The following is a 25,562-nucleotide window of genomic DNA, read 5'->3' as shown; positions in this document are numbered from 1 at the left end:
GTTGAACCAGAACCACACGGTGCGGGACCGGTTCACGGGGCGCACCGCCATCGTGACCGGCGCGAGCCGGGGCATCGGCCTCGCGATCGCCGAACGGCTGGTGGCCGAGGGGGCGCGGGTGTGCATCACCGCCCGCAAAGCCGGTCCGCTCGAGGAAGCCGCGGCCTCTTTCCCCCCGGACAGCGTCCTCACCGTCGCCGGTAGGGCGGACGATCCCGAGCACCGTCGCGAAGTCCTCGACAGCGTCGCGCGGGAGTTCGGCGGGCTCGATGTCCTGGTGAACAACGCGGGCATCAATCCTACCTATGGTCCCCTCACTCAGCTGGACGTCGATGTCGCCCGCAAAGTGCTGGAAGTGAATGTCCTCGCCACCCTCGCCTGGGTCCAGGACGCGGCGGCGCACGAATCCCTTCGCTTCGCCCAACGCCGGGGAACCGTCGTCAACCTCTCCTCGGTGACCGCGGAGACCCCGTCGCCCGGGATCGGTCTCTACGGGGTGAGCAAGGCAGCAGTGTCCCACCTGACCAGAACCTTCGCCGTCGAACTCGGTCCGGAGATCCGCGTGAACGCAGTGTCGCCCGCCGTGGTGAAGACGCGGTTCGCGAGAGCTCTCTACGAAGGCAAGGAGGACCAGGTGGCCGCGGACTACCCCATGAACCGCCTGGGCGTGCCTGCTGATGTCGCCGCCGCGGTGGCATATCTGGCCTCGGACGATTCCTCCTGGGTCACCGGCCAGGTCCTCACCGTCGACGGCGGCCTGAGGGTCGCCGGCGGCACCGCTTGACGACCACGCCCTGCGCGCCCCACCCCGAAAGGACAGTCATGGCTTTCACTCACCTCCCTCCCGAGGTGGCGGAGTTGCGTGAGCGCACGCGCCGGTTCATACGCGAGATCGTCATCGACGCGGAACCCGCCCCCGGCGAGCGTCTCGACCAGGCCGCGCGTGACGGGCTGCAGGCGGCGGCGGAAGACGCTGGGGTCTTCGCACCGCACGTGCCGAAGGAGTACGGAGGGCAGGGGGTGCCCATCGAACACTGGTCACCGATCCTGCAGGAGGCCGGCTACTCACCGATCGGTCCCAGCGCGCTCAACTGCATGGCACCCGACGAGGGGAACATGCACATGCTCAACCTGATCGGGACCGAGGAGCAGAAGCACCGGTACCTCGTGCCGCTGGCCGCGGGAGATATCAGATCCTGCTTCGGCATGACCGAGCCCCATCCGGGGGCCGGGTCCGACCCGGCGGCCCTGCGGACGAGGGCCGCGCGTACCTCGGGCGGCTGGATCATCAACGGCCACAAGCGGTTCACCAGCGGTGCGGTCGGCGCCGGCTTCTGCATCGTGATGGCACGGACCCCGGCCGTGGACGGCTTCCCGGAGGGAGCCACCATGTTCCTCGTCGACATGACGAACCCGGGCCTCAGGGTCGGTGAGGCGATCCACACCATCGACCGCGCCATCGACGGCGGCCACCCTCACCTCTTCGTACAGGACTGTTTCGTCCCCGACGACGCGGTGCTGGGTGAGGTGGGTCTCGGCTTCCGGTACGCGCAGGTACGGCTCGGTCCGGCGCGTCTCACTCACTGCATGCGGTGGCTGGGACTGGCGCGGCGGGCGCTCGATATCGCCCTGGACCGGGCTGGGCGGCGGGAGCTCTTCGGCGGTCCGATCGACTCGCTCGGTCTGGCGCAGAACCTCATCGCCGAGTCGGTGATCGACATCGAGACGTCCGACGCGATCATCACCAAGACCGCGGCTTTGCTCCACACCGATCCGAAGGCGGGGTCGGCGATGTCGTCGATCGCGAAGGTGCATTGCTCGGAGGCGATCTTCCGCGTCGTCGACCGGGCCATCCAGGTCTGTGGTGGTGACGGGGTCTCCGACGGGCTTCCGCTGGCGCAGTACCTCAACGAGGTCCGCCCGTTCCGCATCTACGACGGTCCGAACGAGACTCACAAGTGGGCGATCGCCCGCCGGGCCTCGGCCAGCCGGAGCGCGGCGGTCCGGGCCGGTGAGCGCTACCGGGGCGATGTCGTGGTCGGCCGGGGCGAGGGAGCGTGATGCACACCGTCCCCGACCGGGTGGAGGTCGTCGCGACCTGGGCCGCTGCCCGGCATCTCGAGAATCCTCCCCTTCTGGTCGTCGACACGGTCACCGCCTTCCTCGACGCGCACGGTGTCGGGCACGGGCCGATGGCGTGGCAGCGCATAGGTGACGGCCAGTCCAACGTTACCTATCTGATAGTGCGCGGCAGTGACTGCGTCGTACTGCGCCGAGGCCCGCGCCCGCCACTGCCGAAGTCGACGCACGACATGGTGCGCGAGGCCCGCATTCAGAAGCTGCTGCGCGGGCATGGGGTGCCGGTGCCGGAGATTGTCGCCGTCTGCGAGGACGAGTCGCTCTTGGGCGTGCCGTTCTACCTCATGTCCCACATCGAGGGAACGGTCATCACCGGCACGGTCCCGTTCCACCTCTCCTCGCTCGAACAACGTCGCGCGACCAGCCTGGCGGTCGTCGACACCCTGGTCGCGCTGCACCGCATCGACGTGACCAGGGGGGAGCTCGCCTCCCTGGGCTCCCCCGACGGATATCTCCGACGCCAGGTCGACCGTTTCAGCGGCTTGTGGGAGGTCAACGCCTCACGCCGTCTCCCGGCCGTGGAACGGATCGCGGACTGGCTCGGCCGCAACCTGCCGGCGAGTCAGGCCGCCTCGGTGGTCCACGGTGACTACCGCTTGGGCAACCTCATGTTCGCTCCGCAGGCACCCGCCGGGGTCCTCGCGGTCCTGGACTGGGAGATGGCCACGCTCGGCGATCCGCTGGCGGACCTGGGCTATCTGACCGCGACGTACTCCGAGGCCGGTGCACCCTCCACTCCGCTGGAACTGACCCCGGTGACCCAGGCGCCCGGCTACCTCACCCGACTCCAGCTGGCCGAACGCTACCGGTCCCGCACGGGCCTCGACCTCTCTCCGCTGCCCTGGTATCAGACCCTCGCGCTGTGGAAGGCAGCGATCTTTTGTGAGGCGATCTATACCCGTTGGCGCCGTGGCGAGCGTCCGGACGACACGGACTTCGGTCCGACGTTGGAGACGGGAGTGCCCCGTCTGCTGGAGGCGGCATCACAATACGCCGGCTTGGTCATGTCCCACCGGGCCTGACACCCGACGGCTTCTGCGCACCACCTCATCTCTGGGCACCGGGCGTCGCTCCGCCCTGCCCGAAATCAGTGAAGGAGCAGTCATGAGCAACGCGAAGGCAGGGACCGACGCAGCGACTGGAGCAGGAGCCCGCCCAGCCCTTAGGTCGCGACGCAGGTCTCTGTTCGCCAGCACGGTCGGCAACGTTCTTGAGTGGTACGAGTGGAGCGCCTACGCGGTGTTCGCGCCCTTCATCGCCACCGTCATGTTCAGCTCTTCTGACCAGGTGTCGGCACTGCTGTCGACTCTCGCCGTGTTCGCGGTCGGGTTTCTGATGCGTCCGCTGGGCGGCATCGTCTTCGGGCGGATAGCCGACCGGAGGGGGCGCAAGTTCGTCCTGGTCACCACCATGTTGATGATGGCTGGTGGGAGTCTCGTCATCGGGCTCATGCCCACCTACTCCTCCATCGGCGCCTGGGCCTCGTTGATTCTCCTGCTCGCCCGTATGGCGCAGGGCTTCGCCCACGGCGGCGAATCAGCGACGGCCAACACCTACGTCGCGGAAATCGCACCGCGCGAGAGCCGCGGCCTCTGGGGGAGCATCGTGTTCGTCGCGATCTTCGGAGGCTCCGCCCTCGCCTACTCGGTGGGCGGCGCGGTGACATCCCTGCTGTCCGACAGCGCGGTCGCCCAGTGGGGCTGGCGCATCCCGTTCGTCTTCGGAGCCTTTCTCGCCCTCGCTGCTCTCTACCTGCGCCGCAGCATGGACGAGAGCGAAGTGTTCTCGGACGACAAGTCGGCCGATGGAACCCAGTCGTTGCCTCGCAGGCAGGTGGTCCGTGCAGTGCTACTTGTCATCACGATGACCTCGGGGATCACCGCGGCCCACTACACCTGGACCTCGTACGTGTCCACTTACGCCATCACCCGTATGGGCATGGACGCCGACGTCGCCTACTGGTCTTCCGTCGCGGCCCAGTGCATTGCTCTCACCACTCTTCCGCTTTGGGGGCGCCTCTCGGACAGGATCGGCCGCCGGCCCATGATGATCACTTTCGCGGCACTGATGATCGTCTTGCAGATCCCGCTCACCAGCCTGATCGACTCTGCGGGCTGGACGCTCTTGGTGGCTTCCTCCGTCGCGCTTGCCGTCGTGGCCATCCCCGGTGCTCTTCTGTCGGCCACCATGTCGGAGGCTTTCCCCACACGGGTTCGCACTCAGGGGATCGGTTTCGCGTACTCCGTCTCCGTCGCCGTCTTCGGCGGCACCGCACCGTATCTGAACCAGCTCTTCAACGAGTACGGCGTGGCCCGGCTCTCCAGCTTGTACATCATGCTGCTGTGCTCATTGACGGGCATCGCGTGCTATCTCATGCAGGAGACCAAGGGGATTCACCTGAAGGACGCCTGACGGGAGGCTCTGGGCGTTCCTTCCTCGGCGCGCGGCGCGCCCCCTTTCATGGATGTCACGCCGTCGCGGGTCATGGTGCGGTGGAGGGAAGGGTGAAGCGGAAAGCGCCTGCCGCGCCGCCCAACTGGAGCCAGAGGTAACGGGGCTGTGCGACGACACGCAGGGCGATGGCGGCGCAGCCGGGGCAGCGGGCGGTCAGGCCGGGTTCGGGACCGTAGACGTGTAGTTGGGCCATGGTCGCGGGCAGTTGGCAGGAAGGGCACAGGCGCCAGGCCGTGGTCGGGTCGACGGCGAAGACCTCTCCGAGCGGGCCGGCCAGGACGTTCCCGTCGAGGTATGAGGGGTGATGGTTCATGGCAGGGTTCCTCCCCGTGGCGTTGGTGGGTCAGCCGAAGCGTTCGGTACGGATCTGGTCGGGTGCGTATCCGGCCATCAGGAGCAGGGCGCCGGTGTGCTCGACGAAGCCCGTCGGGCCACAGACGTAGCAACGGGCCGAAGACGGCAGGGCGTTCAGATCGAGTTCGGTCATGCGTCCCGCGGGGCGTTCGGAGCCGTCTGGCGCGGTGCGGGTGTAGAGGCGTCGCACGCGGACGACGTCGGCGGCGGCATCGAGTTCCGTGGAGTACCAGACCTCGTCCGGAGAGCGCACGGAATAGAGGAGCGCGCACGGCTCATCCGAATCCGACGCGAGTCGTGCCCGCAGCATTGCCATTAGGGGCACGATGCCGGAGCCCCCGGCGATCAGCAGCAGCGGGTTGCGGTCACGCGGTGTCCACACGAACCAGCCTCCGAGGGGCCCTTTGATCTCGACCTCGGCGCCCACGGGGAGTTCGTCGGCCAGGTACGGGGAGACCTCCCCTCCGAGCGTGGCCTGGACTCCTAATTCGACCCTGTCGGTGTCGGCGGGAGCGGCGAGCGAGTAACTCCGTCCGGCCTGGTAACCGTTGTCGGCGGTCAGCCGGACGTCGACGTGCTGGCCGGGCAGGTGTCCCGGCCACCGAGGCACCTCGAACTCCAGCGTGCGGCCGGTCGCGGTCTGTTTCGTCCGCTCCGTGAGGCGTGCCCGTCGCCATCCGTGCATCAGTCGCTCCAGTAACGCTGCTCGCGCCAGGGGTCGCCGTAGTCGTGGTAGCCGGCGGACTCCCAGAAGCCGGGTTCGTTGTCCGGCGTGAGGATGAGGCCCTTGACCCACTTGACCGACTTCCAGAAGTACAGGTGGGGAATCACCAACCGGGCGGGGCCGCCATGGTCCGGGGAGAGCGCGTAGCCGTCGAAAGAGTGCGCCAGCCAGGCTTTGCCGTCGGTGACATCCTCCAGGGGCAGGTTGGCGGTGTAGCCGTCGAAGGACTCGGCGACGACGAAGTCTGCGGTGGTCTCGACCTCATCGAGGAAGGCGTCGAGGGGGACTCCGCGCCAGTGGGTGTCGAACTTGGACCAGCGAGTCACGCAGTGGATGTCGACGGTGGGCTCTTCCTGCGAGAGCGCCATCATCTCCTCCCACGTCCACGAACGGCTCTCGCCGGCCTCGGTGGTCACAGTGAACGACCACCCGTCGATGGGGATGTGGGGCGTAGGCCCGGCGGACAGGACGGGAAACGATTCCGTCGGGTACTGCCCCGGCGGGAGCCGGGACATGAGGTCTCGGGGTTTCCCGTGGAATCCCGGTGACAGGTCGCCCATGTTTCTATTCCTCGCTCGGAGTCGGCTTCCGCCCGTTCTTCGTCGCGGTGGGCCTGGGCTCGGGCGTTCAGGTCGTGCACGAACCCGCGGGTGTCCTGCACGGAGTTGCCGGGTCGAGCCGGAGCAGGCGGTCTATCCGCGGGCCGAGAGGGCAGCCGGGTTCTTTTATGAGTCCTCCCCCGGTGAGCTGGGGCGACGTCCGCCGGTGGCAGGCCGACGGGGAGGTCGTTCCCCGTGCGCACCGCGTCGTGTTCTCCCTCTCATGGTCCCCGCCTGCCGTGCGCGTGCAACCCGGCGTGCTGGGTTCTGTTGGACGGAAGTTCTGCGGGGAGTCCAGCCGCCCGCAGGTCAGACCGTGACGAGACCGAGTGCGGCACAGCCCTGGCGGAGCGTGTCGATCCCGAAGGCGGTGGTGGGCCCCACCACACCGGGTGTGGCACCGGTGTGGGTGGCGAGGCGGTCAGCCGCCCAGGCGATGAGTTCGCCGGTGAGGGTGTAGGGGTTGGGGCCTTCGAGATGGACCTCCGCGAGCGGGGCTTGGCTCGGGAGGCCCGAGGAGGCGACGGCGACGACGTGTGAGGGGATCCGTTCGCGCAGGGCCGCATCTGGGCCGCCTGGCGGGCCGACGAGGAGCGGCCGGGTCAGCGCGTCGGTCAGTTTGCGGCCCGCGGGGAGCCGTGTGGTGGCGTTGACCAGGGCCGAGTAGAGGGACAGGGGGCGGCTGAGTCCGGGAAACCAGCCGTTGTAGACGGTGACGTCGTCGAGGAACGGGAATTCCTCCGGCAGGAACAGCACTTCGGTGCCGGAGACGAGGAACGCGGACTTGCGGCGGCCCCGCACCGTGAAGCGGTGGGTGTGGGAGGCGGTGCGTTCGTCGACGAGCCGGTGTTGCTTTCGGCGGGGCGAGGGCAGGGTCATGCCATCGCGCATGGTCGTGCGTGTCCCTTGGCTGATCCCGCGCCAGATGGGACCGGTGGCGAAGTAGCCGATGTCGACGGCGCGTGTGGTGGGTCCTGCTTTCTGGATGGCGAGGGCCGCGGCGAGGATGCCGGGCACGTAGTCGTAACCGAAGGCCGGCAGCATCACCGCGCCGGTCTCGCGGGCGGGTCGGTGGTGCTGGGCGTGCAGGGCGCGGACGAACCCGACTTCACCGCTGGAGTCGAGGTAATGAGCTCCCGCGTCAGCGGCGGCCTGCGCGACGGGGAAGCCGAAGCGTTCGAAGGGGCCGACGGTGGTGATCAGGACGTCACCGCGCCGCAGGTGCTTCTTCAGGCCGTCGGGGGTGCCGGCATCGACCACCAGGTGGTCCAGTTCGCCGGAGCGTTCGGCCAGTGCCGCCAGTGCGGCAGGGTTGCGCCCGGCCAGCATGGGCCTCACGCCTCTGCGCAACAGTGCGCTCAGGACGAGGTCACCGGTGTAGCCGGTGGCGCCGAGCAGGATGATGCGGCTGATCATCGCTTCCTTCCGAGGAGCGGGTGAGTCCGGGACACGGCCTTGGCGATGAGGGCGAAGGACCGGGAGGTGTGCGGTGCGTAGACGAGGCGCAGCGTGTCGGGCCTGGTGGGCTTGGTGAGGACTGGCTTGTGGTGGCTGAAGGTGTCGAAGGAGGTCTTGCCGTGATAGGCGCCCATGCCGGATTCTCCGACGCCGCCGAACGGCAGGTTCGGTACGCCGAGGTGGATCATCGGCGCGTTGTAGACGAGTCCTCCGGACGAGGTCTTCTCCAGCAGGGCCTGCCGGGCCGCCTTGTCGCGGGTGAACGCGTACAGGGAGAGGGGCTTGTCGCGGGCGTTGATGAAGTCGATGGCTTCGTGGACGTCTCGTACGGTCAGAACCGGGAGGATCGGGCCGAAGATCTCCTCGGTCATGACGGGGGCCCCAGGCGGCACGTCGGTCAGCACGGTGGGGGCGATGTAGCGTTCTTCCGCGTCGAAGGCGCCTCCGGTGAGGAGGTCGCCCGCTCCTGTGAGGGCGGTCAGCCGATAAAAGTGGCGGTCGTTGACGATTCGCCCGTAGTCGGGGCTGGTACGGGGATTGAGGCCAAACATCTGTTGGACGGCGCCGGGCAGTTCGGCCAACAGGGAGTCGCGGGCGGCGTGGGTGACGAGTACGTAGTCGGGTGCGACACAGGTTTGGCCGGCGTTGGTGAACTTGCCCCAGGCCAGCCGACGTGCGGTGACGGCCATGTCGGCGGTTTCGTCGATGAAGACGGGTGATTTGCCGCCGAGTTCGAGGGTGACGGGGGTCAGGTTCTTCGCCGCGGCTGCGGCCACAATACGACCGACCGTTCCGTTGCCCGTGTAGAAGATGTGGTCGAAGCGCTGCGCGAGCAGCAGTGTCGTCTCCTCGACGGCTCCTTCGACCACGGCGATGGCTTCCAGGTGGCGGGGCAGGAGGTCGGCGAGCAACGCACTGGTGGCAGGAGCGAGTTCGCTCGGCTTGACGACAGCCGCGTTGCCGGCTGCCAGTGCGCCCACCAGCGGGTTCAGCGTGAGTGTCAGCGGATAGTTCCAGGGCGCGATGATCAGGCAGACGCCAAGGGGTTCGGGGTGGATGCGAGCCGTAGCCGGTTTCAGGTTCATTGGCACGGCGACCCGTCGGGGTCTCATCCAGCGGTCGAGGTGGCGCAGGGCGTGCTCGATCTCGGCCAGGACTCCGCCGATCTCGGTGAGGTGTGACTCGGTGCGCCCTTTGCGCAGGTCGTCGTAGAGGGCTTCCTCAATGGCCGGGGTGTGGTTCCGTAGCATGCGTCGCAGGGCGTGAAGCTGGCGTCGACGCCAGGCTGCCGGCCGGGTGACGCCCGAGTCGAAGGTGCCCCGGAGTCGTACGACGGTCTCCGGGATGTGGTCCTGCTGCGCCTCGGGGGCGGCGGTGCCGGTCATGGGTGCCGGGCCTTCCATCCGGGGGGGGGCTGGTGATGCCGGGGTGGGCTACTGGGCTTTTGCCGCGGCGTCGACATCGGCGACGAGACGTTCGGCGAGGCGTTCGGAGGACGGCGGGTTCTGCCCCGTATAGAGGTTGCGGTCGACCACCACGTAGGGCCTCAGTGGCAGGCGTGCCTTGGAGTACTCCGCGCCGCTTTCCCGCAGCCGGTCCTCCAGCAGCCAGATGGCCTTTCGTCCGAAACTGTTGAACTTCTCCTCCAGGTTCGACAGCCCCGTCATGCGATAGCCGGTGAACGGCCAGGAGCCGTCCTCGTTCTTCGCCGCGAACGCAGCCGCCGGCGCATGGCACAGCAACGCCAGCGGCTTGCCCGAAGCAAGCACCTTTGTCAGCAGCGCGCCTGAGACCGGGTCGACCGACAGATCCTCCATCGGACCGTGTCCGCCCGGGTAGAACACCACGTCGAAGGCATCCGGGTCGATCTCGTCCAGTGACCGCGGACTGTTCAACTCGTCCTGGATCGAGTCCAGGTATGCGGCGACTTCGCGCAGTTTCGACGGCCGCCCCGCTGTCCTCGACATGCTCAACCGGTCGAGCGTCGGGATCCGCCCGCCTGGGGTCGCGATCGTGATCTCCCACCCCGCCCGAGTAAAGATCTTGTGCGGCATCGCGAGTTCCTCGCCCCAGAACCCTGACGGATGCACCTCACCGTCGCGCAGCGTCCACCGGTCAGCCGCAGACACAACGAACAACACCCTGGTCACAACAGACCCTCCTCTTACCGAAACGGATTTACCGACGTTCCGATGGCTGCATCGACGTGATGCGCCGCAAGGGGCTTAAACCATCATCTGCCTCGCAAAGGGTGCGGGCGACCGGGCAAGGCGACGCCACCGCACCCTTCACGACTGACACAGTACGCCATGACTGACACAGCCTGCCAGGTTTGACATTGATAGGCTTCCTGTATGAGGGAGACGACAGCGCCCGGTCTGCGCATGAAGACTCGCCAGGCCGTCACCGAAGCCTTGGCCGACACAGCCCTCGAGCTCTTCGACAGCACCGGCTTCGACCAGGTCACCGTGGCCGACATCGTCGCGGCGGCGGGTATCTCCCAGCGCAGCTTCTTCCGCTACTTCAGCAGCAAGGAGGACGTCGTCTTCGGCGACCGCATCCCGAGCGCCGAGGAGGTCCGAGAGGAACTGCTCAGGCACCTCGACGCAGGACCGGCATGGGACGCCCTGCGGAACACCTTCCATGCGGCCGCCGATCAGATGGACGCCGATCCGGGGCGCTGGAAGCGCGCGACCCGCGTCATCTGCCACACGCCCGGCCTGCGTGCACGCTACCTCGAAAAACACCTGGCCTGGACCGACGCCCTCGTACCCGAGATCGCGGCGCGGCTCGGCCCCGACGGTCCGGACGCGGACCTCAGGGCCCACACGATGATCAACACGGCACTGGGCTGTTTCGACGTCGCCCTGATGCGCTGGGCCGACAGCGGCGAGGACCTGTCCCTCGCCGTTCTCGTCGACGACGTGTTCGGGTTCGTACAGATCCCCCACACCTGACCGACCGGCCCGCCCGCCTCTATACCGTTTTACCCCGGCCGTCCCGCGACACCAGGCGCTTCAACTCCGAACGGTCCTGTCTCTGCGGTTCGGCGTCGGCGCAACACCGCCGCGACCATGGTGATCAGGACGCCGGCGACCGCCCAGGCCGACAGCACCAGCAGAGCGGGCGTCATTCCGTTGCCGTGAAAGTAGGAGATCGAGCGGGCCGCCCAGGTGCCGGCCCCCGGCGGCAGGGCCGGGCCGATCGCCTGCCAGAACGGCGGCAACATCGGGGCGGGAAAGGCACCGCCCGCGCTCGGATTGCCCGCGATGACGACCAGCAGGATCGCCAGGCCGATGCCCATGACACCGAAGAGGCCCTGGAGGGCGAGCGTGGCGGCACCGACGGCGAAGATGAGCAGCGCCCCGAGACCCCACAACGCCCACACACTGCCCGGAAGAGCACCCAGGATCGGGCCGACGATGACCGCACCGCCCAGTCCCCCGACGAGTGCGACCAGCACCATCGTGCCCAACCGGGTCGCCGCTCGGGCCGGATTGGCCGGCCGCGCTCCGGAACTGATCGCCAGGATCGACGCACATAGATACGCACCGACGCACCAGCCGATGACCAGATAGAACGAGGACAGACCGTTGAAGTCGTGCGGGGAGACCGCAGCCACGTCCACTGTCCGGACGTCGCGCCCCTGGCTCTGCTCCACACTGACGGTGAGCGTACCCAGCGCCAGCGACAGGGCCCTGCCGCTACCCGACGCAACAAGCAGCGTGTCGGTGGTTCCAGCCGGGTTCACCACCAGTGCCGCGTAGATGTCCCGGTTCGCGATCTGGTCCACCGCCGTCTCCTCGTCGGGCAGCGCACGCGGGTCCAACGGCGAACCCAGCAGCCCCTCCAGGCGACTCACCGTCTGTTCCGCCACTGCCCGTGGCGCCACCACGCCGAAGGTCACGTCCTTGAGCCTGGGCTCGTGCAGGGCTCCCACGTAGGAGGCGACGAACAGCAGCTGCAGGGCGATGACCCCGATCACCAGCAGCGTGGCCCGCGGAGTGACGGCGTCTTTCATCTCGGACAGGGCGCTCTGTCTCATGGATCCAACGGTCCGGGACGGCGGGCGCCTGCACAGGCGGGATGCCTCCGAATGGCCGTCGGCGCACCCGGAGTATGCCGGCGCCGAGCACGAGCCGCCCGCTTGCGACGCAGCCCACACCTTCTGATGTTTACATTGATTACATCAACCCCTAATGTGAGTGGTGCAAACATTTTTACGCTCGCCATTGGAAGAGAGGGCCCGTATGACCAGCGAAGTGTTCTCACCGCTGCCCCTGCACTCGGGACAGGTACTGAAGAACCGGATCGCGAAGGCGGCCATGGAGGAGAACATGGCTGGCGACGGCCAGCTGCCCGACGAGGAGTTGCTCACTCTGTACCGGCGCTGGGCCGCCGGCGGTACCGGACTGCTGATCACCGGCAACGTCATGGTGCACGCCGAGGCGCTCACCGGTCCCGCCGGTGTCGTGCTCGACGAGGACGCTCCCTTGGCTCCGTTCATCGAGTGGGCGAAGGCCGGCAAGTCCGGTGGCGGTGCGATATGGATGCAGATCAACCACCCCGGCCGCCAGGTGGCCTCCGAGATGCCCGGCGTCGTGTGGGGCCCTTCGGACATCGGCGTCAACCTGGGCAAGCACAGCAGCCGCTTCGGCCGACCGACCGCCATGACCTCGCAGCAGATAGAGGACACCGTGGCACGGTACGCAGTGACCGCGCGCCGCGCCGAGCAAGCCGGCTTCGACGGTGTCGAGATCCACGCCGCACACGGATACCTGCTGTCCCAATTCCTCTCCCCCCTGGTCAACAAGCGCACCGACCAGTGGGGCGGATCCCTCGAGAACCGTGCCCGGATGCTGCTCGACATCGTCCAGGCCGTCCGCTCCGCCGTCTCCCCCACCTTTGCCGTCGCGGTCAAGCTCAACTCCGCCGACTTCCAGCGCGGCGGGTTCGACGCCGACGACGCCCGGCAGGTCATCGAGATGCTCGAACCCCTCGGGGTCGACCTGGTCGAACTGTCCGGCGGCAGCTACGAGAGCCCGGCGATGACCGGCCGCTCCGCCGACGCCCGCACCCAGGCCCGCGAGGCCTACTTCCTGGATCTGGCCAAGGACCTGGTCAAGACCAGCCCGCTCCCGCTGATGCTCACCGGAGGCATCACCAAGCGTGCGACCGCGGAGAAGGTCCTCGACAGTGGCGTGGCGGTCATCGGCATGGGTACCGCGCTCGCCGTCACCCCCGACCTGCCCGACCGCTGGAGCCAGGGCCGTGAGGCCGACCGTCGGATGCGGCCGGTGAATTGGGCCGACAAGGCCCTCGCCTCCGCAGCGAGCATGGCTCAGGTGCGCCACCAGATGCGCCGCCTCGCCCGCGGAAGCAGCCCCAGGCCTGGCACGCACCCGGCGATCGCCCTGATCTCCGAACGGCGCAAGCAGCGCGCGGCACTGCGCAGCTACCGCGCCTGGCTGTCGAAGCGGCAGGGCGCGGCCTGACCGGCGCCGCTTCGCACCACCCAGGCACAGGGAGTACAGGAGTGGCGGAGCCGATCCACAACGACGAGGACCTGAGCGAAGGGCGATCGGGCGACAACGACCACCCGACCTCCCCTGTCCCGGCAGACGTGCCGTCCGCCGAACCCCACGAAGCCACCGCGCATGAACCCGCAACCCTGCCCGGAGCGGTAGCCACGGTGTGGTCCAGCATCCTCTCCACCGCCTACTGGCGGCTTGGAAAGAGGCGATGAGGGCCATGCAATCGCTCGCACACAGCGCAGCGGGCGCGCCCATGAACGGCGTCTCCCGCACTCCGCCGGCCGATCACGGCCATGAAAGGCCCCGCAGACTCCCCGAACCTCAGTGTTGACGCTGCAAACATAAAACCCTACAGTCAAACAAAAATGTGTACGCCGCTTACATCAGAGTGAGGAATGCGCCATGTCTTCGAATCAGCAGGACACCGTCAAGGTCGATCTGGGAGGCCGCGAGGTCACGGTCCCCAAGGGGGGCCTGTACGACCGCTACCGCATGAACCCCGACCTCGACGCGATCGGCCGGGATTCGCGCGTCAGCAGTGTGGACTTTTTCCGGAAGCTCCCCAAGATCAAGGTCGACTCCCCTATCGGCCCCACGCTCACCCCGAACTTCTACTACAATATCTCGACGGCCCGGCTCACGATGCTCGCGCCGTCCCGCGCCATTCGCGCCCGGCTGCCTGAGGAACTCTCGCCGCTGGAGGTCGTACCCGGCCTCGGCCTGGTATCGGTCATGTTCTTCCGCTACAACGTGTGCGACATCGACTTCTACACCGAAGCGGCCGTGGGTATCGCGGTCAAGCCTGCGCGGCACGGCAAGCTCGGCTTCTTCGACCTCGTCACCGGTCTGAAGAACGAGCACCTCGACTCCTATGTCCTGTCGCTCCCCGTCAGCACGGAGATCGCGCAGGTCCGCGGCCACGACGGCTACGGCTTCCCCAAGTGGGTCACCGACCTCGACGTCGACATCGACGCCCACCGGACGACCGCCCGCGTGGCCAATGACTCCGGCGGACTCGACCTGTCGCTCCTGGCGAACACCCCCGCCCAGAGGGCCTACGTGAGCGGGGAGCGCGTCGGCTCGCTGACCTCGTACACGAGGATCGACGGCGCGTGGCACTCCACCCTGAATCAGACCAACGTGCTGAACGCGGGCACGACGCGCAGCACCAGTGGCATCACCCTCCAGCTCGGTGAGGGTCGCATGTCCGACGACCTGCGGTCGCTCAAGCCGAAGCGGACCATCCAGTTCGACGTCATGACCGAGGGCCAGGCCGCCCTGCACATGCCGGTCCCCACCTCTGTCCAGAGCCGCAGCAAGTAGCAAAGGAGCCCTGCCATGACCACCGCCCCCGCCGGCCCGACGACCACTCGCGGTCCGAGTCTTCCTGCGTCCGTCACTCCGTCCTTCCTTCAGCGGCTAAGCGCTCAGGTCTCCGCCGCGCCGGACGCCGCACGGGTCACCACCAGTGCCCCCTACACCGGCGTCCCCCTGGCCGACCTTCCGGTCTCCACCCCCGAAGACGTCGAGGCCGCGTTCGCCCGTGCCCGTACTGCCCAGAAGACCTGGGCCTCCACGCCGATCGCGGAGCGCAGGAAGATTCTTCTGCGCTACCACGACCTCGTCCTGTCCCGTCAGGACGAGGTTCTGGACCTGATGCAGGCCGAGAACGGCAAGACCCGCCGCGACGCCTTCCTTGAAGTCGTCGACATCGGCATCGTCTCCCGCTACTACGCCCGCAACGCCGCCAAGTACCTGAGCCCGAAGCGCCGTCGCGGTGCGATCCCGCTGCTGACCCACACCACCGAGCTGCGCCATCCCAAGGGCGTCGTCACGGTCATTTCTCCGTGGAACTATCCGCTGAGCATGGCCGCCAGTGACACCATCGCCGCGCTCATGGCCGGCAACGCGGTTGTCCAGAAGCCCGACACCCAGACCGCGCTCACTGCCCTGTGGTCCATGGACCTCATGTACGAGGCCGGGCTGCCCAAGGACGTGTGGCAGATGGTGATCGGCCGGGGCAGTTCTATCGGCGGTGCGCTGATGGACAACGCCGACTACATGATGTTCACCGGCTCCACCGCCAGTGGACGCAACATCGCCAGTGACGCCGGCCGGCGCTTGATCGGCGCCTCTCTCGAGCTTGGGGGCAAGAACCCCATGATCGTTCTGGACGATGCTGACATCAACAAGGCCGCCGACGGCGCCGTCGCCGCGTGCTTTCCCTCTGCCGGCCAGCTCTGCGTCTCCATCGAGCGTCTCTACGTCGCCGAGTCCGTCCGCGACGAGTTCGTCGCCGCGTTCACCGCCCGCACCAAGAACCTCAAGATCGGCGCCGCGTACGACTACAGCGTCGACGTCGGCAGCCTCACCACCCCTGCGCAGCTCAAGACCGTCACCGAACACGTCGACGACGCCGTCGCCAAGGGCGCCACGGTCCTCGCCGGCGGCAAGGCCAGGCCCGATCTCGGGCCCCTCTTCTACGAACCGACGATCCTCACCGACGTCACGCCCGACATGACCTTGTACGACCACGAAACATTCGGCCCTGTCGTCTCCATCTACACCTACCGCGACATCGACGAGGCCATCGCACTCGCCAACGCCACCCCCTACGGCCTCAACGGCAGCGTCTGGTCCCGTAACGGGGCCCGCGGCCGGGCCGTCGCCGCGCGTGTCCATGCCGGTACCGTCAACGTCAACGAGGCATTCGCCGCCGCCTGGGGCAGCATCGACGCCCCTATGGGCGGTATGGGCGACTCCGGCCTCGGCCGCCGCCACGGCGCCGAGGGCCTCCTCAAGTACACCGAGCCCCAGACCATCGCCCATCAGCGCATCCAGGGTTTCACTCCCCCCGCCCGCATCAGCCCCGACGCCTGGGCCAGTATCCTGACCGGGGCACTCAAGGCCCTCAAAGCGGCCGGCGTCCGCTGAACCGCGACCGTATTCCAGGAGCTGCCCCGGCCCGGGCAGCTCCGCAAGGGCAGCAGGAGCACCCTCTCCGCCGCCTGGCCTGGCGCGAAGTGCAGGCCCGACGGCACTGCGCCCCGACGAGCGTGTAGGCGACAGGCGAAACAGCCGACACGGCAGGGTTCGGGGCTCTTCCGGGAAACAGGACCGCTGAGGCGCTTGGGCTGGACGCAGGCGCCGGAACCACCCTGCAACAGCAGAGCTGCCGGCCCACGCCGCGCGTCCTGGACAGCCCGTCAGGGCAGGCGGCGAAGCGCCCTGCGCTGTTGACGCCGTTCAGAGACCAAAGCGATCGCCGGCCGGGCCCGGGAACGGGGGCTTGCATGGGCGCAACGGCGCACCAGGCTGCGCCCGGCACTCACGCCCACTGAGGACACAGCGAAGCCCTGTCGGGCCACATCGCCGCCTCCCTCTTCCAGCCAGCGTCTCGGCCTGCCCATCCCACTTCCGGCGGCCGACAACCCGTGCCGCCGGCGGACCAGCGCCGGTGCAGTCCGCAGACTCGCCCGTAGGGCAGCCGGTCGCCTTCGGCCATGCCCCGCCTTCGCGAACCGGCACTCCAGCGCCTGGCCGGGGCGATACAGGAGTGGCGAGAACAGCCCCGTGACTACCCTGGTTCCCTCTTCCCTTTTCGATCACTTACGATGTATGCGACGTTCACATTAGAAAGAGAATGTAAGCGGCGTAAATATTAGGGAATGTGACCTATGCCTCAAGACACGTATCACCACGGCGATCTGCGTGCCGCCTGCCTGCGAGCCGCGCGTGAACTCCTCGAGGAGGACGGCAGCGCGGCTCTGTCGCTGCGCGCAGTCGCCCGGCGCGCCGGGGTATCGGCCACGGCCCCCTACCGCCACTACGCCGACCGCGACGCGCTTGTCTCTGCGGTGGCCGCCGAGGGCTACCGGGAACTGGCCCAGTACTTGGCCGAGGCCCATCCCGCGCCCTCGACCCCTGACGAACTCGCCGCGGTCGCCGTCGCCTATGTTCAGTTCGCCCTCGAGCACCCTGCCCTGTTCCGGGCCATGTTTGCCGAGCCTTGCGACCCGACCAGCGAAGAACGGGTCGCCGCGACCGCCGCCATTTCGGAGTACGTCCGCAGCATCGTCCGGGCCACCTTCCCCGGCGTGGACGCGGACGCCCTGTCCACCACCGTGTGGGCCTTGGTTCACGGCCTGGCGTTCCTGCACCTCGACGGCAAGCTCGACTCCTCCACCCCCGAAGTCGTCGCCGCACAGGTCCAGGGCGCCGTCCACGCGCTGTTCAACGCGTCTCCGGCGATGGCCCAGGCAACGACCGGGAAGGCGGCGGTCTAGGCCACCCACGCCCGTCCCGCCTGGAGCCGGCTCAGCGGTAGGTGCGCATATGACGCCTGTCGCCGGCGAAGTGGGCGTGTTCGTTGAAGGTCAGCAGCGTGGCTCCTGACGCGCCCACGGCAAGGGTGGTGACGGAGGCGTTGACGCTCACGCGGTTGAGTGCGACGACGCTCTCGTGGGGCAGGGAGAGCAGGGCGCCGCACAGAGCGGCAAGAAGGCCGCCCGAGGTGACAACGATCGCGTCCTTCCCTCGGTCGAGCCTGGCAGCCAGTTCGGCCAGTGCGGCCGCGGCCCGCTGAGAGAACGCCGCCCACGTTTCACCGCCGACCGGGTCGGGGTCCCTCATCCATCCCAGCAGGGCGTGATCGAGCAGGTCCTGTACCGGTTGGGGCTGCTGGGACACGGGGGCGTAGCGGGTGATCAGGGCGAGGTGGTCGTACTCGTTCCAGCTCGCGTCCTGGTGAAGCGGTTGGTCGTACCCGGTCGCTTCTGCGATAAGGCGGGCCGTGTCCCTCTGGCGGGTCAGAGTGCCCGAGACGAGGTACGGATCGCGCAGGCCCCGGCGGGCCAGTTCGTGGCCGACGGCAGCCGACTGATCCCGGCCGAGGTCGGACAGGACGTCGTAGTCTTCGGCGGTGGCGGAGGCCTGGCCGTGACGGACGAGGCAGATGAGCGGCATGGTGGGCTCTTCCGTCCGTTCTGTCAGATTGCAGTGCTGCGGCGGATGACCGCACGGCAACGGTGGTCAAGGTAGTTGACGGCCAGCCAGAAGTTGCGGAAGGCCGGGTTGCGGGTCTGTTTGTGGTGGTAGCGGTAGTAGATCTGCTGGACGATCACCGCGAGCCGGAACAGGCCGAAGGTTTCGTAGAAGGGCCAGTTGTCGGTGGACTGGCCCGTGCGGTGGCAGTACCGTTCGACGATTTCAGTGCGGGTGAGCATGCCGGGCAAGTGGCTGGGCTGGCGGCGCGTGGTTCGCGCGATGCGGTCGTCGTCGGCCTGCACCCAGTAGGCGAGAGCGTTGCCGAGGTCCATCAGCGGATCACCCAGGGTGGCCATTTCCCAGTCCAGGACTCCGGTGACCCGCAGGTCTGTCTCGTCGAGGACGAGGTTGTCCAGGCGCCAGTCGTTGTGGACGACGCAGAGGGCGGAGTCATCGGGCTGGTGGTCGGCGAGCCAGGCTGTCACCCGGCGGAAGCTGGGCGTGTTCCAGGTGCGGGCCTGGGCGTAGCGGCGGGTCCAGCCGTCGACCTGCCGACGGACGTAGCCGCGGCCTTTGCCCAGGTCGGCCAGTCCTGCGGCGGCAGGGTCGATCCGGTGCAGGTCGGTGAGGGTGTCGACGAAGGCTTCGGACAGTGCACGCGCCCTGGCTGCCGGCAGGTCCATGCCCTGAGGGAGCTTTCCGCGGAGGATGATGCCCGGCACCTTGTCCATGACGTAGAAGTCGGTGCCGATGACGGAAGGGTCCTGGCACAGTGCGCGGACCGTGGGGACGAGGGGGAAGTGGAGCTTGAGCGCCTCCTGTACGCGATATTCACGGGCCATGTCGTGCGCGGACGCGGCCTTCTGTCCGGTCGGCGGTCGGCGCAGGATCAGTTCCGTGCCCAGATGCGGGTAGCGCAGCAGGTAGGTGAGGTTCGAGGCGCCGCCCGTGAACTGGGTGATGTCGGGCGGGGGGCCGGAAAGTCCGCCGATCCGCTGCGTCAGCCAGGTGTGCAGGCGCTCGACGTCGAAAGAGTCCTCGGCGCGGACCGGGCTCTGATGGGTGGCGTTCATCGGGTCACCTGGCCACGAGTCGCAGGGGCAGGTGACGCATGAGGAATCCCACGGGGACCCAGGGCCAGGCGGGGACCTTCGCTTCGGTCCGTTCGCGCTCGATGGCTTTGACCATGGACCGTACTCCCTTCTCGGTGGTGGTCATCAGCGGTGATTTCGCCGCGCCCGCGCTGAGGTCCGTGGCGATGTAGCCGGGGTGGAGGGTGGTGACCTTGATTGGGGTGCGGGTGACGGTCATCTCGGCCCGGATGCCTTCGGCGAGGGCCGAGATGCCGGCCTTGGTGGCCGCGTAGGTGGTGAGATTGCGGGGCAGTCCCCGCATCGCGCTCATCGACGAAACGACCACGAGATGGCCCGATCGCTGGCTGCGGAAGATCTCCATGGCTGCCTCGCACTGGGCGAGCGCGGCCGTGAAGTTGGTCTGTGCGGTCTGCAGGTTCACGTCGAACTGGCCGGTGCCGATCCGCTTTCCCTTGCCGAGGCCTGCGTTGACGATGACGCGGTCGATGCCTCCCAGGTCCTCGCGCAGGGCTTGGAAGACGGCAAAGACCTGCTGGTGGTCGTTGACGTCCAGACGGCGTACGGACACGGTGATGCCGGGGTGAGCGGCAAGCAGTTCTTTGCGCAGCCTCTGCAGGCGGTCGGTGCAGCGTGCACAGAGCGCGAGGTCACGGCCGACGGCGGCAAAGGTGCGGGCCATCTGCTCGCCGAGTCCTGAGCTCGCCCCGGTGATGAGCACCTTCTTTCTCACGGTCACGCGGCGGTCCTCCCCTGCTCCAGCTCGTCCTGGGCCCGGAGTTTTCTGGTGGTGCGCCGCCATCTCCTGGCAGTCCGTGCGTCGGCTACACGGGGAAGAAGCCGCTTGAGGCATACAGCGCGCCGGTTCTCGGGGTGGGTGACGATCAAGAACCGTCCTTGTGAAACAGCATCGACGATCTGGTCGGCCACCAGCTCCGCGGGCAGCCCTCTGTCGCGGACCCTGCGGTCGGCGAGCTCGGCGAGTACGGGATCGGGGCTGTACAGCCCGGCTCTGAGGTTGGTCCGGATGGGGCCCGGGCAGACGACGCTGGTGCGGACGCCGAAGGTCCCCAGCTCGTGGTGGAGCGTCTCGGACAGAGAGATGACGGCAGCCTTGGAGGCGTTGTATGAGGCCATGCCGGGTTCGTTGAGCATTCCGGCCGAGGAGGCGACGTTGACGATATGTCCGCTGCCCTGCTGCTTGAACAGCGGCACGAATGTACGGCAGCCCTGGGCGACACCTTTGAGGTTGATGTCGAGGATCCAGTCCCAGTCGTCGGCGTGGAGGCGTTCGATGCGTCCGGCCGCCATTACTCCGGCGTTGTTGACCAGGATGTCGAGGCCGCCCCAGTGGTTCTCGCACCACTTCAGGGCGCGTTGCCAGTCCTTGTGGATTCGGACGTCGAGCCGGACGAATGATGCGCCGGCGGGGAGTTCGCTCGGCTGGTCGTGGTCCGCAACCAGGACACGGTCTCCGGCGGCTGCATATCGCTCCGCCAGGGCGCGGCCCAGACCGGAGGCTCCACCGGTGATGAGGACGCGCTTGCTCACCCTTCCTCCCGTGCGCGGTACCGGCCGAGTTCCGTCCGGGCCACAACCCCGAGGTGGACTTCGTCGGGTCCGTCGGCCAGGCGCAGCGCGCGGGCAGCGGCCATCGCGGCAGCGAGCGGAAAGTCGTCGGACAGGCCGGCACCGCCATGGAGTTGGATCGCCATGTCGATCACTTCACAGGCCATGACGGGAACGGCTGCCTTGACCTGGGACAGTTCACTGAGTGCGGCCGCTGTGCCTGCGGTGTCCAGCAGCCAGGCGGCATGCAGGACCTGCAGTCGAGCCTGGTTGATCGCGATCCTGGCCTTCGCCACGCGCTCACGGTTGCCGCCCAGGCTACTGAGCGGCTTGCCGAAGGCGGAGCGGGAGACCGCACGTCGGCAGGCCAGTTCGAGGGCGTTCTCGGCGAGACCGATCAGACGCATGCAGTGGTGGATGCGGCCGGGCCCGAGCCTGCCCTGGGCGATCTCGAATCCGCGGCCGGGGCCGGCGATCACCGCGTCCAGCGGAAGCCGGACGTCGTGAAAGGACACCTCGCCGTGGCCGTAGGGCTCGTCGAGGTAGCCGTACACCGGCAGCATCCGCTCGATGCGCACACCCGGGGTGTCGAGCGGCACCAGCACCATGGAGTGCCGGGCGTGGCGTGGAGCGTGCGGGTCGGTCAGCCCCATGAAGATGACGAAGCGGCAGTCTGGGTGCCCGATGCCGGTGCTCCACCACTTGCGGCCGTTGAGGACCACGGTGTCTCCGGCGATGAGGGCGGTGGCGGCCATGTTGGCCGCGTCGGAGGAGGCCACGTCCGGTTCGGTCATGCAAAAGGCCGAGCGGATCTCGCCGCCCAGCAGGGGCTCCATCCACCGTCGGCGCTGTTCGCTGCTGCCGTAGTGAAGCAGGACCTCTGCGTTCCCGGTGTCGGGCGCATTGCAGTTGAAGATCTCCGGCGCGATCAGGGATCGGCCCATGAGTTCGGCCAGCGGCGCGTACTCGGTGTTGGTCAGACCGGCACCGTAGGTGGTGTCGGGAAGGAACAGGTTCCACAATCCGGCCGCTTTGGCCTTCGCCTTCAGCTCGTCGATCACCGACGGTATGGACGCCCAGCGGTCCTCCTGGGCCCGCAGTGCGGTGGTGTACTCCAGCTCACGCGGCAGAACCTCTGACGTCATGAACGCGCTGACACGCTCCATGTAGTGGCGCGCCTTGGGCGAGTGTCCGAAATCCATGCGCCTTCCATCCTGTCGAGCATTGCTCAGTAACTGGCCCCGCACGCCTGGCGGGCTGCACCGGGGTCCGGCAGGCGTCAGTCCTGCCTGGCGACGAACTGATCCATGACCTGTTCCAGGCTGTCCACGAGCAGGTCGACCAGTTCTGCCGTGATGACGACCTGATCGGTGGCGCCGATGGCCATCTCCTCCGCCATGGCCAGCCAGCCTCTGACGGCCAGCCGGTGCAGCGGGGTGGGGGTATGGACCCCTGCGGCCTCCAGCACACGGTCGGCCAGGATGCGGCGGCTGTCCTCGAAAACCTCCAGCACCCGTTCGTCGCCACCGGCCGCAGCCCGCACCACAGCCACGTAGTTGTCCTTGCGACGCTGCACGAAGGACACGAATCCATCGGCGACGCCGCGTACCCGTTGCGCCGGGGTCCCTTCTTCCGGCGCCTTGGCGTGCAGCAGCAGGCGGTCCGCGCCGGCCCGTACCACCGCGACGTAGTAGTCACGTTTGGTCGGGAAGTAGTGGAAGAGCAGGCCTCGGGAGATGCCCGCTTCAGCGGCCACCTCGTCGACCGACATCTCGTGGATGGGGCGGGTGGTGAGCAGACGCAGGCCAATGTTGATCAGCTGCGTCCGGCGCTCTTCGGGCCTCAGTCGCACGCGGGTCGGCCCGGACTTGGCGGTCATGGGCGCCGACCCTAGCTTGTTGAGCAATGCTCGACAAGCGTTTCCCTGGCACGCGGCGGCGGCCAGGTACCGCCGCCTCGCCGACTTGGCGCCGAGCTCTCATCGCAGCACCCCCCAATGTTGACACTGCACACCCAGCCCTCTAATGTGAGCATCGCGCACATTGAGATCCGGCGGTTCGCTCCCGAGGCCGCGCCTCAGCTCTGCAGCCCCGGCACGCTCGTAGGCGGTGAAAACGGCACCGGGCCGCCAGAAAGGAGGCGGGGCCATGTTCCTGCCGTATTACCAGGTCAAAGTCCCCATGCGAAGCACCACCGGCGCCAGCGGCATACACGTCTTCACTGGACTGGCCGACAGCCGCAGTGCCGCCATACGGATCGCTCGCGACGCCTATCACGCAGCTCACACAGCGCAGCAGACCGGACGCAAGAAGCCTTGCGAGCGGCCGAACGGCTGGGGGGCTCGTGGTTACCGTGTTGGATGGAACCTCGACTGGAACGCGGCCACCGCCCTTCCCTGGCAGGACCAGTGGGGCTGGCACCACACGGGCATCGTCGATGCCGAACAGTAGGACAATCGCTGTGCGGGAGCGGGCATCCCCTGATCAGAACGTCCAGGAAGCCAGATGCTCTGCCCCGCAGAAATCTGCGGCCTCGGTGCCGTCGTCGGCACAATGAGAATGCATCCCGGCCACTGCCCGGGCCCCGGCCGCGCCGGCCGATAACCGTCCCCTTGAGCACATCCCCGGAGACCAGTCCGCCTTCCGCTCTCGCCCAGGCACGTCTCGGCTGGCCGGGACAGGGGCGACCGGCACCCTCTGAGCCGCACATCCTCGATCCAACTGGCCCAGGGACGTCACTATTCGTCCTGTCGGTGCGACCGGAGCCCACACGCGCGGAGTGCGCTGGGCGGGGAGACGAGTGCAGTCTGGAGGTGTGAGCAGCGTTGCGATCGTCGTGGGCCGGCCCTGTGCGAGCGGCGGCCGCCGGGTACTCCTGCGCCGTGGCGGCCATGAGAAGGTCCTGGGGCTCGCTCATTCTGACCACGACGTGGTCGTCTTTCTGGAGGCTGCCGGGATCGGCGATGCAGATGCGGCTCTAGACGATCCGCAGTGCGTGCAGTGGCAGGGAGCACCCGCTCATCAATGGGATGCGCCATGAACCCTCGTGTGAAGGTGCCCGCCAGGAACCGAGCAGTCGGCAGCAACGCCCTGGCTCCGTACTGACAAGCCGGTGGGATTCGCCTCGATGTTGTTCTCATCCGAGGTATGCCGGTGGGCGGAGGCTGCACAAAGCCTCCGGTCGGCGTTCTTGCGCCACCCAGCCGTCCCGGGCAATGAGCTGCCGGAGCGGTCAGGTCCCGCTGCCGTCGGGGTGATCCCTGATCCAGGACAGACCGCCGAGGTCGAGACGCCGACGCGCCCGGGTGACCGCGACGTACGCGAGTCGCGCTTCGGCATCGTCGACCGGGGCTGCGGGAGCAGGGCCGTCACCGGTGACACCGGCAGCGGATCCTTGTCGCGGGCGACGAGAACTCGGTGCCATTCGCGTCCTTTCGCCTTGTGCGCTGTGGAGACAGTGGCCTGGGCCTGCCGCTCGGAGGTGAGCTGTGCGACTGCGGTGAGGATTGCGTCAGTGCCGTGTGTATCAACGAGGTTGACCAGCGGCAGGAATTCGCGGCCGGCGGAGTCGTGCGAGGCGTAGTCCTGCAGATCGCCCCAGCAGGGAAGAAGGACCAGTTCGGGGTGATGCGTGCGGCGTCCTTCCTTCAAGTCGCGGGCGGCGAGAGCCAGGGCCTGGAGGTTGTCGCCGCCGCCGGCCAGGGCGACCCGGCGCCCGGCGGCCATGTACGTCATGACCTAGGCCAGTGGTAGATGGCCTGGGCGGAGTCGCCGACCATGACGAGCTGGGCGTGGTCGCGCTGGTTGAGGAAGATCTGTTCGACGATCGGCCCGGTGGCATGCCGCCCTGCTACACCCTCTCTCTGACCGGTGCTCCGGCCAAGGAGCGCGGCCAGGACGGGATGCCAGTGTCAGCGCATACAGTCGCTGCGACGTGACAGGGCACGCACACGGGGTGATCACATTGGTGTCGGGATGACCGGTCGATCCAGAAGAGGCGCGGCAATTGATGCTGCGGAACGGCTGCAGGCCGAAGACCGCCTTCACCACCGTGAAGGCGGAGTGGCCCTGCATCTGTGGTAGGTGCAAGGCGGACATCGTCCCGACGTTCGACGGCATCGCCAGGACAGCGAAGAAGCACGGCGACGCCCCAGCGGGTGCCGCGACTGCGCCGCCCGCGCGCGGGCGGACAAATATCTTACCGAAACCGTACTGCTCAACGATCCCGCCCGCGACGAGAAGTGGGCTCAACTGACGCCGTTGGCCTTGTGGATGGATGTCATGGTCGAGTCTGAGCAGTTGAGCTTCGACCTTGACGAGCAGCGGGCCAAGATGTCCGACAACTGATACCTGCGCCGGGGGCAATGCCGCCTTACCGGCCCTTCGAAATAGCCTGCAAGCACGGCCAGTTGCACGAGAGAGTGCAACAGCAACCGGTTCAGACCGGATCCGAGCAGGACGCGGAGCGCGGTCCAGGCGGCCAGGCCGACAACCGGTTCCGGGCAGGCAGGGCCTTAAGCCTGCGGTGCTGAAGCAGCCGGCACGCCCCGGCTTCCACCGCGGCGCCGTCCGCTTCATGGAATTGGCCCGCGGTGAGTTACCCGCAGCTCTTCCGGCGGGCCGAGTGCACCCGGCTGAGCATGGTCAGTTCTCCC

25 protein-coding genes and 1 pseudogene are annotated in these 25,562 nt (G+C 67.9%); 12 read left to right on the top strand and 14 right to left on the bottom strand.

The window, feature by feature from the left end; all coding sequences use genetic code 11:
* Window position 1 precedes the first annotated feature (1 nt).
* From ACLIN4_RS35600 to ACLIN4_RS35585, 4 genes are all read left to right on the top strand, one after another.
* Window positions 2-784, top strand: coding sequence for an SDR family oxidoreductase (locus tag ACLIN4_RS35600; protein ID WP_411576661.1), 783 nt, complete (start codon window positions 2-4; stop codon window positions 782-784).
* A 38-nt stretch (window positions 785-822) separates the two neighbouring features.
* Window positions 823-2,061, top strand: coding sequence for an acyl-CoA dehydrogenase family protein (locus ACLIN4_RS35595; RefSeq protein WP_411576660.1), 1,239 nt, complete (start codon window positions 823-825; stop codon window positions 2,059-2,061).
* Entirely contained in the window at window positions 2,061-3,161 is a 1,101-nt protein-coding gene (locus tag ACLIN4_RS35590) for a phosphotransferase family protein (RefSeq protein ID WP_411576659.1), read from the top strand. The genes ACLIN4_RS35595 and ACLIN4_RS35590 overlap by 1 nt, the downstream gene beginning before the upstream one ends.
* Before the next feature lie 82 nt (window positions 3,162-3,243).
* On the top strand, window positions 3,244-4,551 hold the full coding sequence (locus ACLIN4_RS35585; RefSeq protein ID WP_411576658.1) for an MFS transporter: 1,308 nt from the start codon (window positions 3,244-3,246) through the stop codon (window positions 4,549-4,551).
* A gap of 70 nt (window positions 4,552-4,621) precedes the next feature.
* Here the strand turns inward: ACLIN4_RS35585 and ACLIN4_RS35580 are convergent, their stop codons facing one another.
* The 6 genes from ACLIN4_RS35580 to ACLIN4_RS35555 all read right to left on the bottom strand — a co-directional run bounded on the left by ACLIN4_RS35580 (window position 4,622) and on the right by ACLIN4_RS35555 (window position 9,878).
* Window positions 4,622-4,906: a DUF6510 family protein gene (locus tag ACLIN4_RS35580; protein ID WP_411576657.1), complete on the bottom strand. Its 285-nt coding sequence runs from the start codon at window positions 4,904-4,906 to the stop codon at window positions 4,622-4,624.
* Between the two features lie 30 nt (window positions 4,907-4,936).
* The gene (locus tag ACLIN4_RS35575) at window positions 4,937-5,632 is read right to left on the bottom strand and encodes a ferredoxin reductase (protein ID WP_411576656.1); all 696 of its coding nucleotides are present in this window, start codon (window positions 5,630-5,632) and stop codon (window positions 4,937-4,939) included.
* A complete protein-coding gene (locus tag ACLIN4_RS35570) occupies window positions 5,632-6,231 on the bottom strand; it encodes a molybdopterin-dependent oxidoreductase (protein WP_411576655.1) in 600 nt (199 codons plus the stop codon). Before ACLIN4_RS35570 ends, ACLIN4_RS35575 begins: the two co-directional genes overlap by 1 nt.
* Window positions 6,232-6,579: 348 nt before the next feature.
* Window positions 6,580-7,686 (bottom strand): saccharopine dehydrogenase family protein, encoded by a 1,107-nt coding sequence (locus ACLIN4_RS35565; RefSeq protein ID WP_411576654.1) that lies wholly within the window; start codon window positions 7,684-7,686, stop codon window positions 6,580-6,582.
* Window positions 7,683-9,113, bottom strand: coding sequence for an aldehyde dehydrogenase family protein (locus ACLIN4_RS35560; RefSeq protein WP_411576653.1), 1,431 nt, complete (start codon window positions 9,111-9,113; stop codon window positions 7,683-7,685). The genes ACLIN4_RS35565 and ACLIN4_RS35560 overlap by 4 nt, the downstream gene beginning before the upstream one ends.
* A 48-nt stretch (window positions 9,114-9,161) precedes the next feature.
* Window positions 9,162-9,878, bottom strand: coding sequence for a type 1 glutamine amidotransferase domain-containing protein (locus tag ACLIN4_RS35555; RefSeq protein ID WP_411576652.1), 717 nt, complete (start codon window positions 9,876-9,878; stop codon window positions 9,162-9,164).
* A 204-nt stretch (window positions 9,879-10,082) separates the two neighbouring features.
* Between ACLIN4_RS35555 and ACLIN4_RS35550 the strand changes: the two genes are divergently transcribed.
* Complete coding sequence (locus ACLIN4_RS35550) at window positions 10,083-10,685, top strand: TetR family transcriptional regulator (RefSeq protein WP_411576651.1); 603 nt, start codon at window positions 10,083-10,085, stop codon at window positions 10,683-10,685.
* A gap of 29 nt (window positions 10,686-10,714) precedes the next feature.
* Here the strand turns inward: ACLIN4_RS35550 and ACLIN4_RS35545 are convergent, their stop codons facing one another.
* A complete protein-coding gene (locus ACLIN4_RS35545; RefSeq protein WP_411576650.1) occupies window positions 10,715-11,773 on the bottom strand; it encodes a DUF3533 domain-containing protein in 1,059 nt (352 codons plus the stop codon).
* A 205-nt stretch (window positions 11,774-11,978) separates the two neighbouring features.
* On the opposite strand from ACLIN4_RS35545, the gene ACLIN4_RS35540 reads away from it, so the two are divergent.
* The 5 genes from ACLIN4_RS35540 to ACLIN4_RS35520 all read left to right on the top strand — a co-directional run bounded on the left by ACLIN4_RS35540 (window position 11,979) and on the right by ACLIN4_RS35520 (window position 17,548).
* Window positions 11,979-13,223 (top strand): NADH:flavin oxidoreductase/NADH oxidase family protein, encoded by a 1,245-nt coding sequence (locus ACLIN4_RS35540; RefSeq protein ID WP_411576649.1) that lies wholly within the window; start codon window positions 11,979-11,981, stop codon window positions 13,221-13,223.
* 41 nt (window positions 13,224-13,264) lie between these two features.
* Entirely contained in the window at window positions 13,265-13,474 is a 210-nt protein-coding gene (locus tag ACLIN4_RS35535; RefSeq protein WP_411576648.1) for a hypothetical protein, read from the top strand.
* Between the two features lie 190 nt (window positions 13,475-13,664).
* The gene (locus tag ACLIN4_RS35530) at window positions 13,665-14,585 is read left to right on the top strand and encodes an acetoacetate decarboxylase family protein (RefSeq protein ID WP_411576647.1); all 921 of its coding nucleotides are present in this window, start codon (window positions 13,665-13,667) and stop codon (window positions 14,583-14,585) included.
* 15 nt (window positions 14,586-14,600) lie between these two features.
* The gene (locus ACLIN4_RS35525) at window positions 14,601-16,196 is read left to right on the top strand and encodes a succinic semialdehyde dehydrogenase (RefSeq protein ID WP_411576646.1); all 1,596 of its coding nucleotides are present in this window, start codon (window positions 14,601-14,603) and stop codon (window positions 16,194-16,196) included.
* A 743-nt stretch (window positions 16,197-16,939) separates the two neighbouring features.
* On the top strand, window positions 16,940-17,548 hold the full coding sequence (locus ACLIN4_RS35520) for a TetR/AcrR family transcriptional regulator (protein WP_411576645.1): 609 nt from the start codon (window positions 16,940-16,942) through the stop codon (window positions 17,546-17,548).
* 31 nt (window positions 17,549-17,579) lie between these two features.
* Here the strand turns inward: ACLIN4_RS35520 and ACLIN4_RS35515 are convergent, their stop codons facing one another.
* The 6 genes from ACLIN4_RS35515 to ACLIN4_RS35490 all read right to left on the bottom strand — a co-directional run bounded on the left by ACLIN4_RS35515 (window position 17,580) and on the right by ACLIN4_RS35490 (window position 22,787).
* A complete protein-coding gene (locus ACLIN4_RS35515; protein ID WP_411576644.1) occupies window positions 17,580-18,227 on the bottom strand; it encodes a histidine phosphatase family protein in 648 nt (215 codons plus the stop codon).
* A 23-nt stretch (window positions 18,228-18,250) separates the two neighbouring features.
* Window positions 18,251-19,321 (bottom strand): phosphotransferase family protein, encoded by a 1,071-nt coding sequence (locus ACLIN4_RS35510; protein ID WP_411576643.1) that lies wholly within the window; start codon window positions 19,319-19,321, stop codon window positions 18,251-18,253.
* Between the two features lie 4 nt (window positions 19,322-19,325).
* The gene (locus ACLIN4_RS35505) at window positions 19,326-20,060 is read right to left on the bottom strand and encodes an SDR family oxidoreductase (protein ID WP_411576642.1); all 735 of its coding nucleotides are present in this window, start codon (window positions 20,058-20,060) and stop codon (window positions 19,326-19,328) included.
* Window positions 20,061-20,074: 14 nt separating this feature from the next.
* On the bottom strand, window positions 20,075-20,890 hold the full coding sequence (locus ACLIN4_RS35500) for an SDR family NAD(P)-dependent oxidoreductase (protein ID WP_411576641.1): 816 nt from the start codon (window positions 20,888-20,890) through the stop codon (window positions 20,075-20,077).
* The gene (locus ACLIN4_RS35495; protein ID WP_411576811.1) at window positions 20,887-22,110 is read right to left on the bottom strand and encodes an acyl-CoA dehydrogenase family protein; all 1,224 of its coding nucleotides are present in this window, start codon (window positions 22,108-22,110) and stop codon (window positions 20,887-20,889) included. The genes ACLIN4_RS35500 and ACLIN4_RS35495 overlap by 4 nt, the downstream gene beginning before the upstream one ends.
* Before the next feature lie 77 nt (window positions 22,111-22,187).
* Complete coding sequence (locus tag ACLIN4_RS35490; RefSeq protein ID WP_411576640.1) at window positions 22,188-22,787, bottom strand: TetR/AcrR family transcriptional regulator; 600 nt, start codon at window positions 22,785-22,787, stop codon at window positions 22,188-22,190.
* A 268-nt stretch (window positions 22,788-23,055) separates the two neighbouring features.
* Here ACLIN4_RS35490 and ACLIN4_RS35485 point away from each other — a divergent pair, with 268 nt between their 5' ends.
* Complete coding sequence (locus tag ACLIN4_RS35485; RefSeq protein ID WP_411576639.1) at window positions 23,056-23,358, top strand: hypothetical protein; 303 nt, start codon at window positions 23,056-23,058, stop codon at window positions 23,356-23,358.
* 781 nt (window positions 23,359-24,139) lie between these two features.
* Here the strand turns inward: ACLIN4_RS35485 and ACLIN4_RS35480 are convergent.
* Window positions 24,140-24,743: pseudogene (locus tag ACLIN4_RS35480) on the bottom strand (3'-5' exonuclease); the annotation flags it as partial.
* Window positions 24,744-24,990: 247 nt separating this feature from the next.
* Here ACLIN4_RS35480 and ACLIN4_RS35475 point away from each other — a divergent pair.
* Window positions 24,991-25,254, top strand: a complete 264-nt coding sequence (locus ACLIN4_RS35475) for a hypothetical protein (protein WP_411576638.1) — start codon at window positions 24,991-24,993, stop codon at window positions 25,252-25,254.
* The last annotated feature ends 308 nt before the right edge of the window (window positions 25,255-25,562 follow it).

The organism is Streptomyces mutabilis (assembly GCF_046628145.1).
Lineage (GTDB): Bacteria > Actinomycetota > Actinomycetes > Streptomycetales > Streptomycetaceae > Streptomyces > Streptomyces mutabilis.
This window is presented reverse-complemented; position numbering and strand designations above follow the sequence as displayed.

What these genes read in the sequence shown, in the direction of transcription:
- ACLIN4_RS35595 (WP_411576660.1), top strand. Translation starts at nt 823, where the DNA reads ATGGCTTTCACTCACCTCCCTCCCGAGGTGGCGGAGTTGCGTGAGCGC.
- ACLIN4_RS35590 (WP_411576659.1), top strand. Translation starts at nt 2,061, where the DNA reads ATGCACACCGTCCCCGACCGGGTGGAGGTCGTCGCGACCTGGGCCGCT.
- ACLIN4_RS35585 (WP_411576658.1), top strand. Translation starts at nt 3,244, where the DNA reads ATGAGCAACGCGAAGGCAGGGACCGACGCAGCGACTGGAGCAGGAGCC.
- ACLIN4_RS35580 (WP_411576657.1), bottom strand. Translation starts at nt 4,906, where the DNA reads ATGAACCATCACCCCTCATACCTCGACGGGAACGTCCTGGCCGGCCCG.
- ACLIN4_RS35575 (WP_411576656.1), bottom strand. Translation starts at nt 5,632, where the DNA reads ATGCACGGATGGCGACGGGCACGCCTCACGGAGCGGACGAAACAGACC.
- ACLIN4_RS35570 (WP_411576655.1), bottom strand. Translation starts at nt 6,231, where the DNA reads ATGGGCGACCTGTCACCGGGATTCCACGGGAAACCCCGAGACCTCATG.
- ACLIN4_RS35565 (WP_411576654.1), bottom strand. Translation starts at nt 7,686, where the DNA reads ATGATCAGCCGCATCATCCTGCTCGGCGCCACCGGCTACACCGGTGAC.
- ACLIN4_RS35560 (WP_411576653.1), bottom strand. Translation starts at nt 9,113, where the DNA reads ATGACCGGCACCGCCGCCCCCGAGGCGCAGCAGGACCACATCCCGGAG.
- ACLIN4_RS35550 (WP_411576651.1), top strand. Translation starts at nt 10,083, where the DNA reads ATGAGGGAGACGACAGCGCCCGGTCTGCGCATGAAGACTCGCCAGGCC.
- ACLIN4_RS35545 (WP_411576650.1), bottom strand. Translation starts at nt 11,773, where the DNA reads ATGAGACAGAGCGCCCTGTCCGAGATGAAAGACGCCGTCACTCCGCGG.
- ACLIN4_RS35540 (WP_411576649.1), top strand. Translation starts at nt 11,979, where the DNA reads ATGACCAGCGAAGTGTTCTCACCGCTGCCCCTGCACTCGGGACAGGTA.
- ACLIN4_RS35530 (WP_411576647.1), top strand. Translation starts at nt 13,665, where the DNA reads ATGTCTTCGAATCAGCAGGACACCGTCAAGGTCGATCTGGGAGGCCGC.
- ACLIN4_RS35525 (WP_411576646.1), top strand. Translation starts at nt 14,601, where the DNA reads ATGACCACCGCCCCCGCCGGCCCGACGACCACTCGCGGTCCGAGTCTT.
- ACLIN4_RS35520 (WP_411576645.1), top strand. Translation starts at nt 16,940, where the DNA reads ATGCCTCAAGACACGTATCACCACGGCGATCTGCGTGCCGCCTGCCTG.
- ACLIN4_RS35515 (WP_411576644.1), bottom strand. Translation starts at nt 18,227, where the DNA reads ATGCCGCTCATCTGCCTCGTCCGTCACGGCCAGGCCTCCGCCACCGCC.
- ACLIN4_RS35510 (WP_411576643.1), bottom strand. Translation starts at nt 19,321, where the DNA reads ATGAACGCCACCCATCAGAGCCCGGTCCGCGCCGAGGACTCTTTCGAC.
- ACLIN4_RS35495 (WP_411576811.1), bottom strand. Translation starts at nt 22,110, where the DNA reads ATGGATTTCGGACACTCGCCCAAGGCGCGCCACTACATGGAGCGTGTC.
- ACLIN4_RS35490 (WP_411576640.1), bottom strand. Translation starts at nt 22,787, where the DNA reads ATGACCGCCAAGTCCGGGCCGACCCGCGTGCGACTGAGGCCCGAAGAG.
- ACLIN4_RS35485 (WP_411576639.1), top strand. Translation starts at nt 23,056, where the DNA reads ATGTTCCTGCCGTATTACCAGGTCAAAGTCCCCATGCGAAGCACCACC.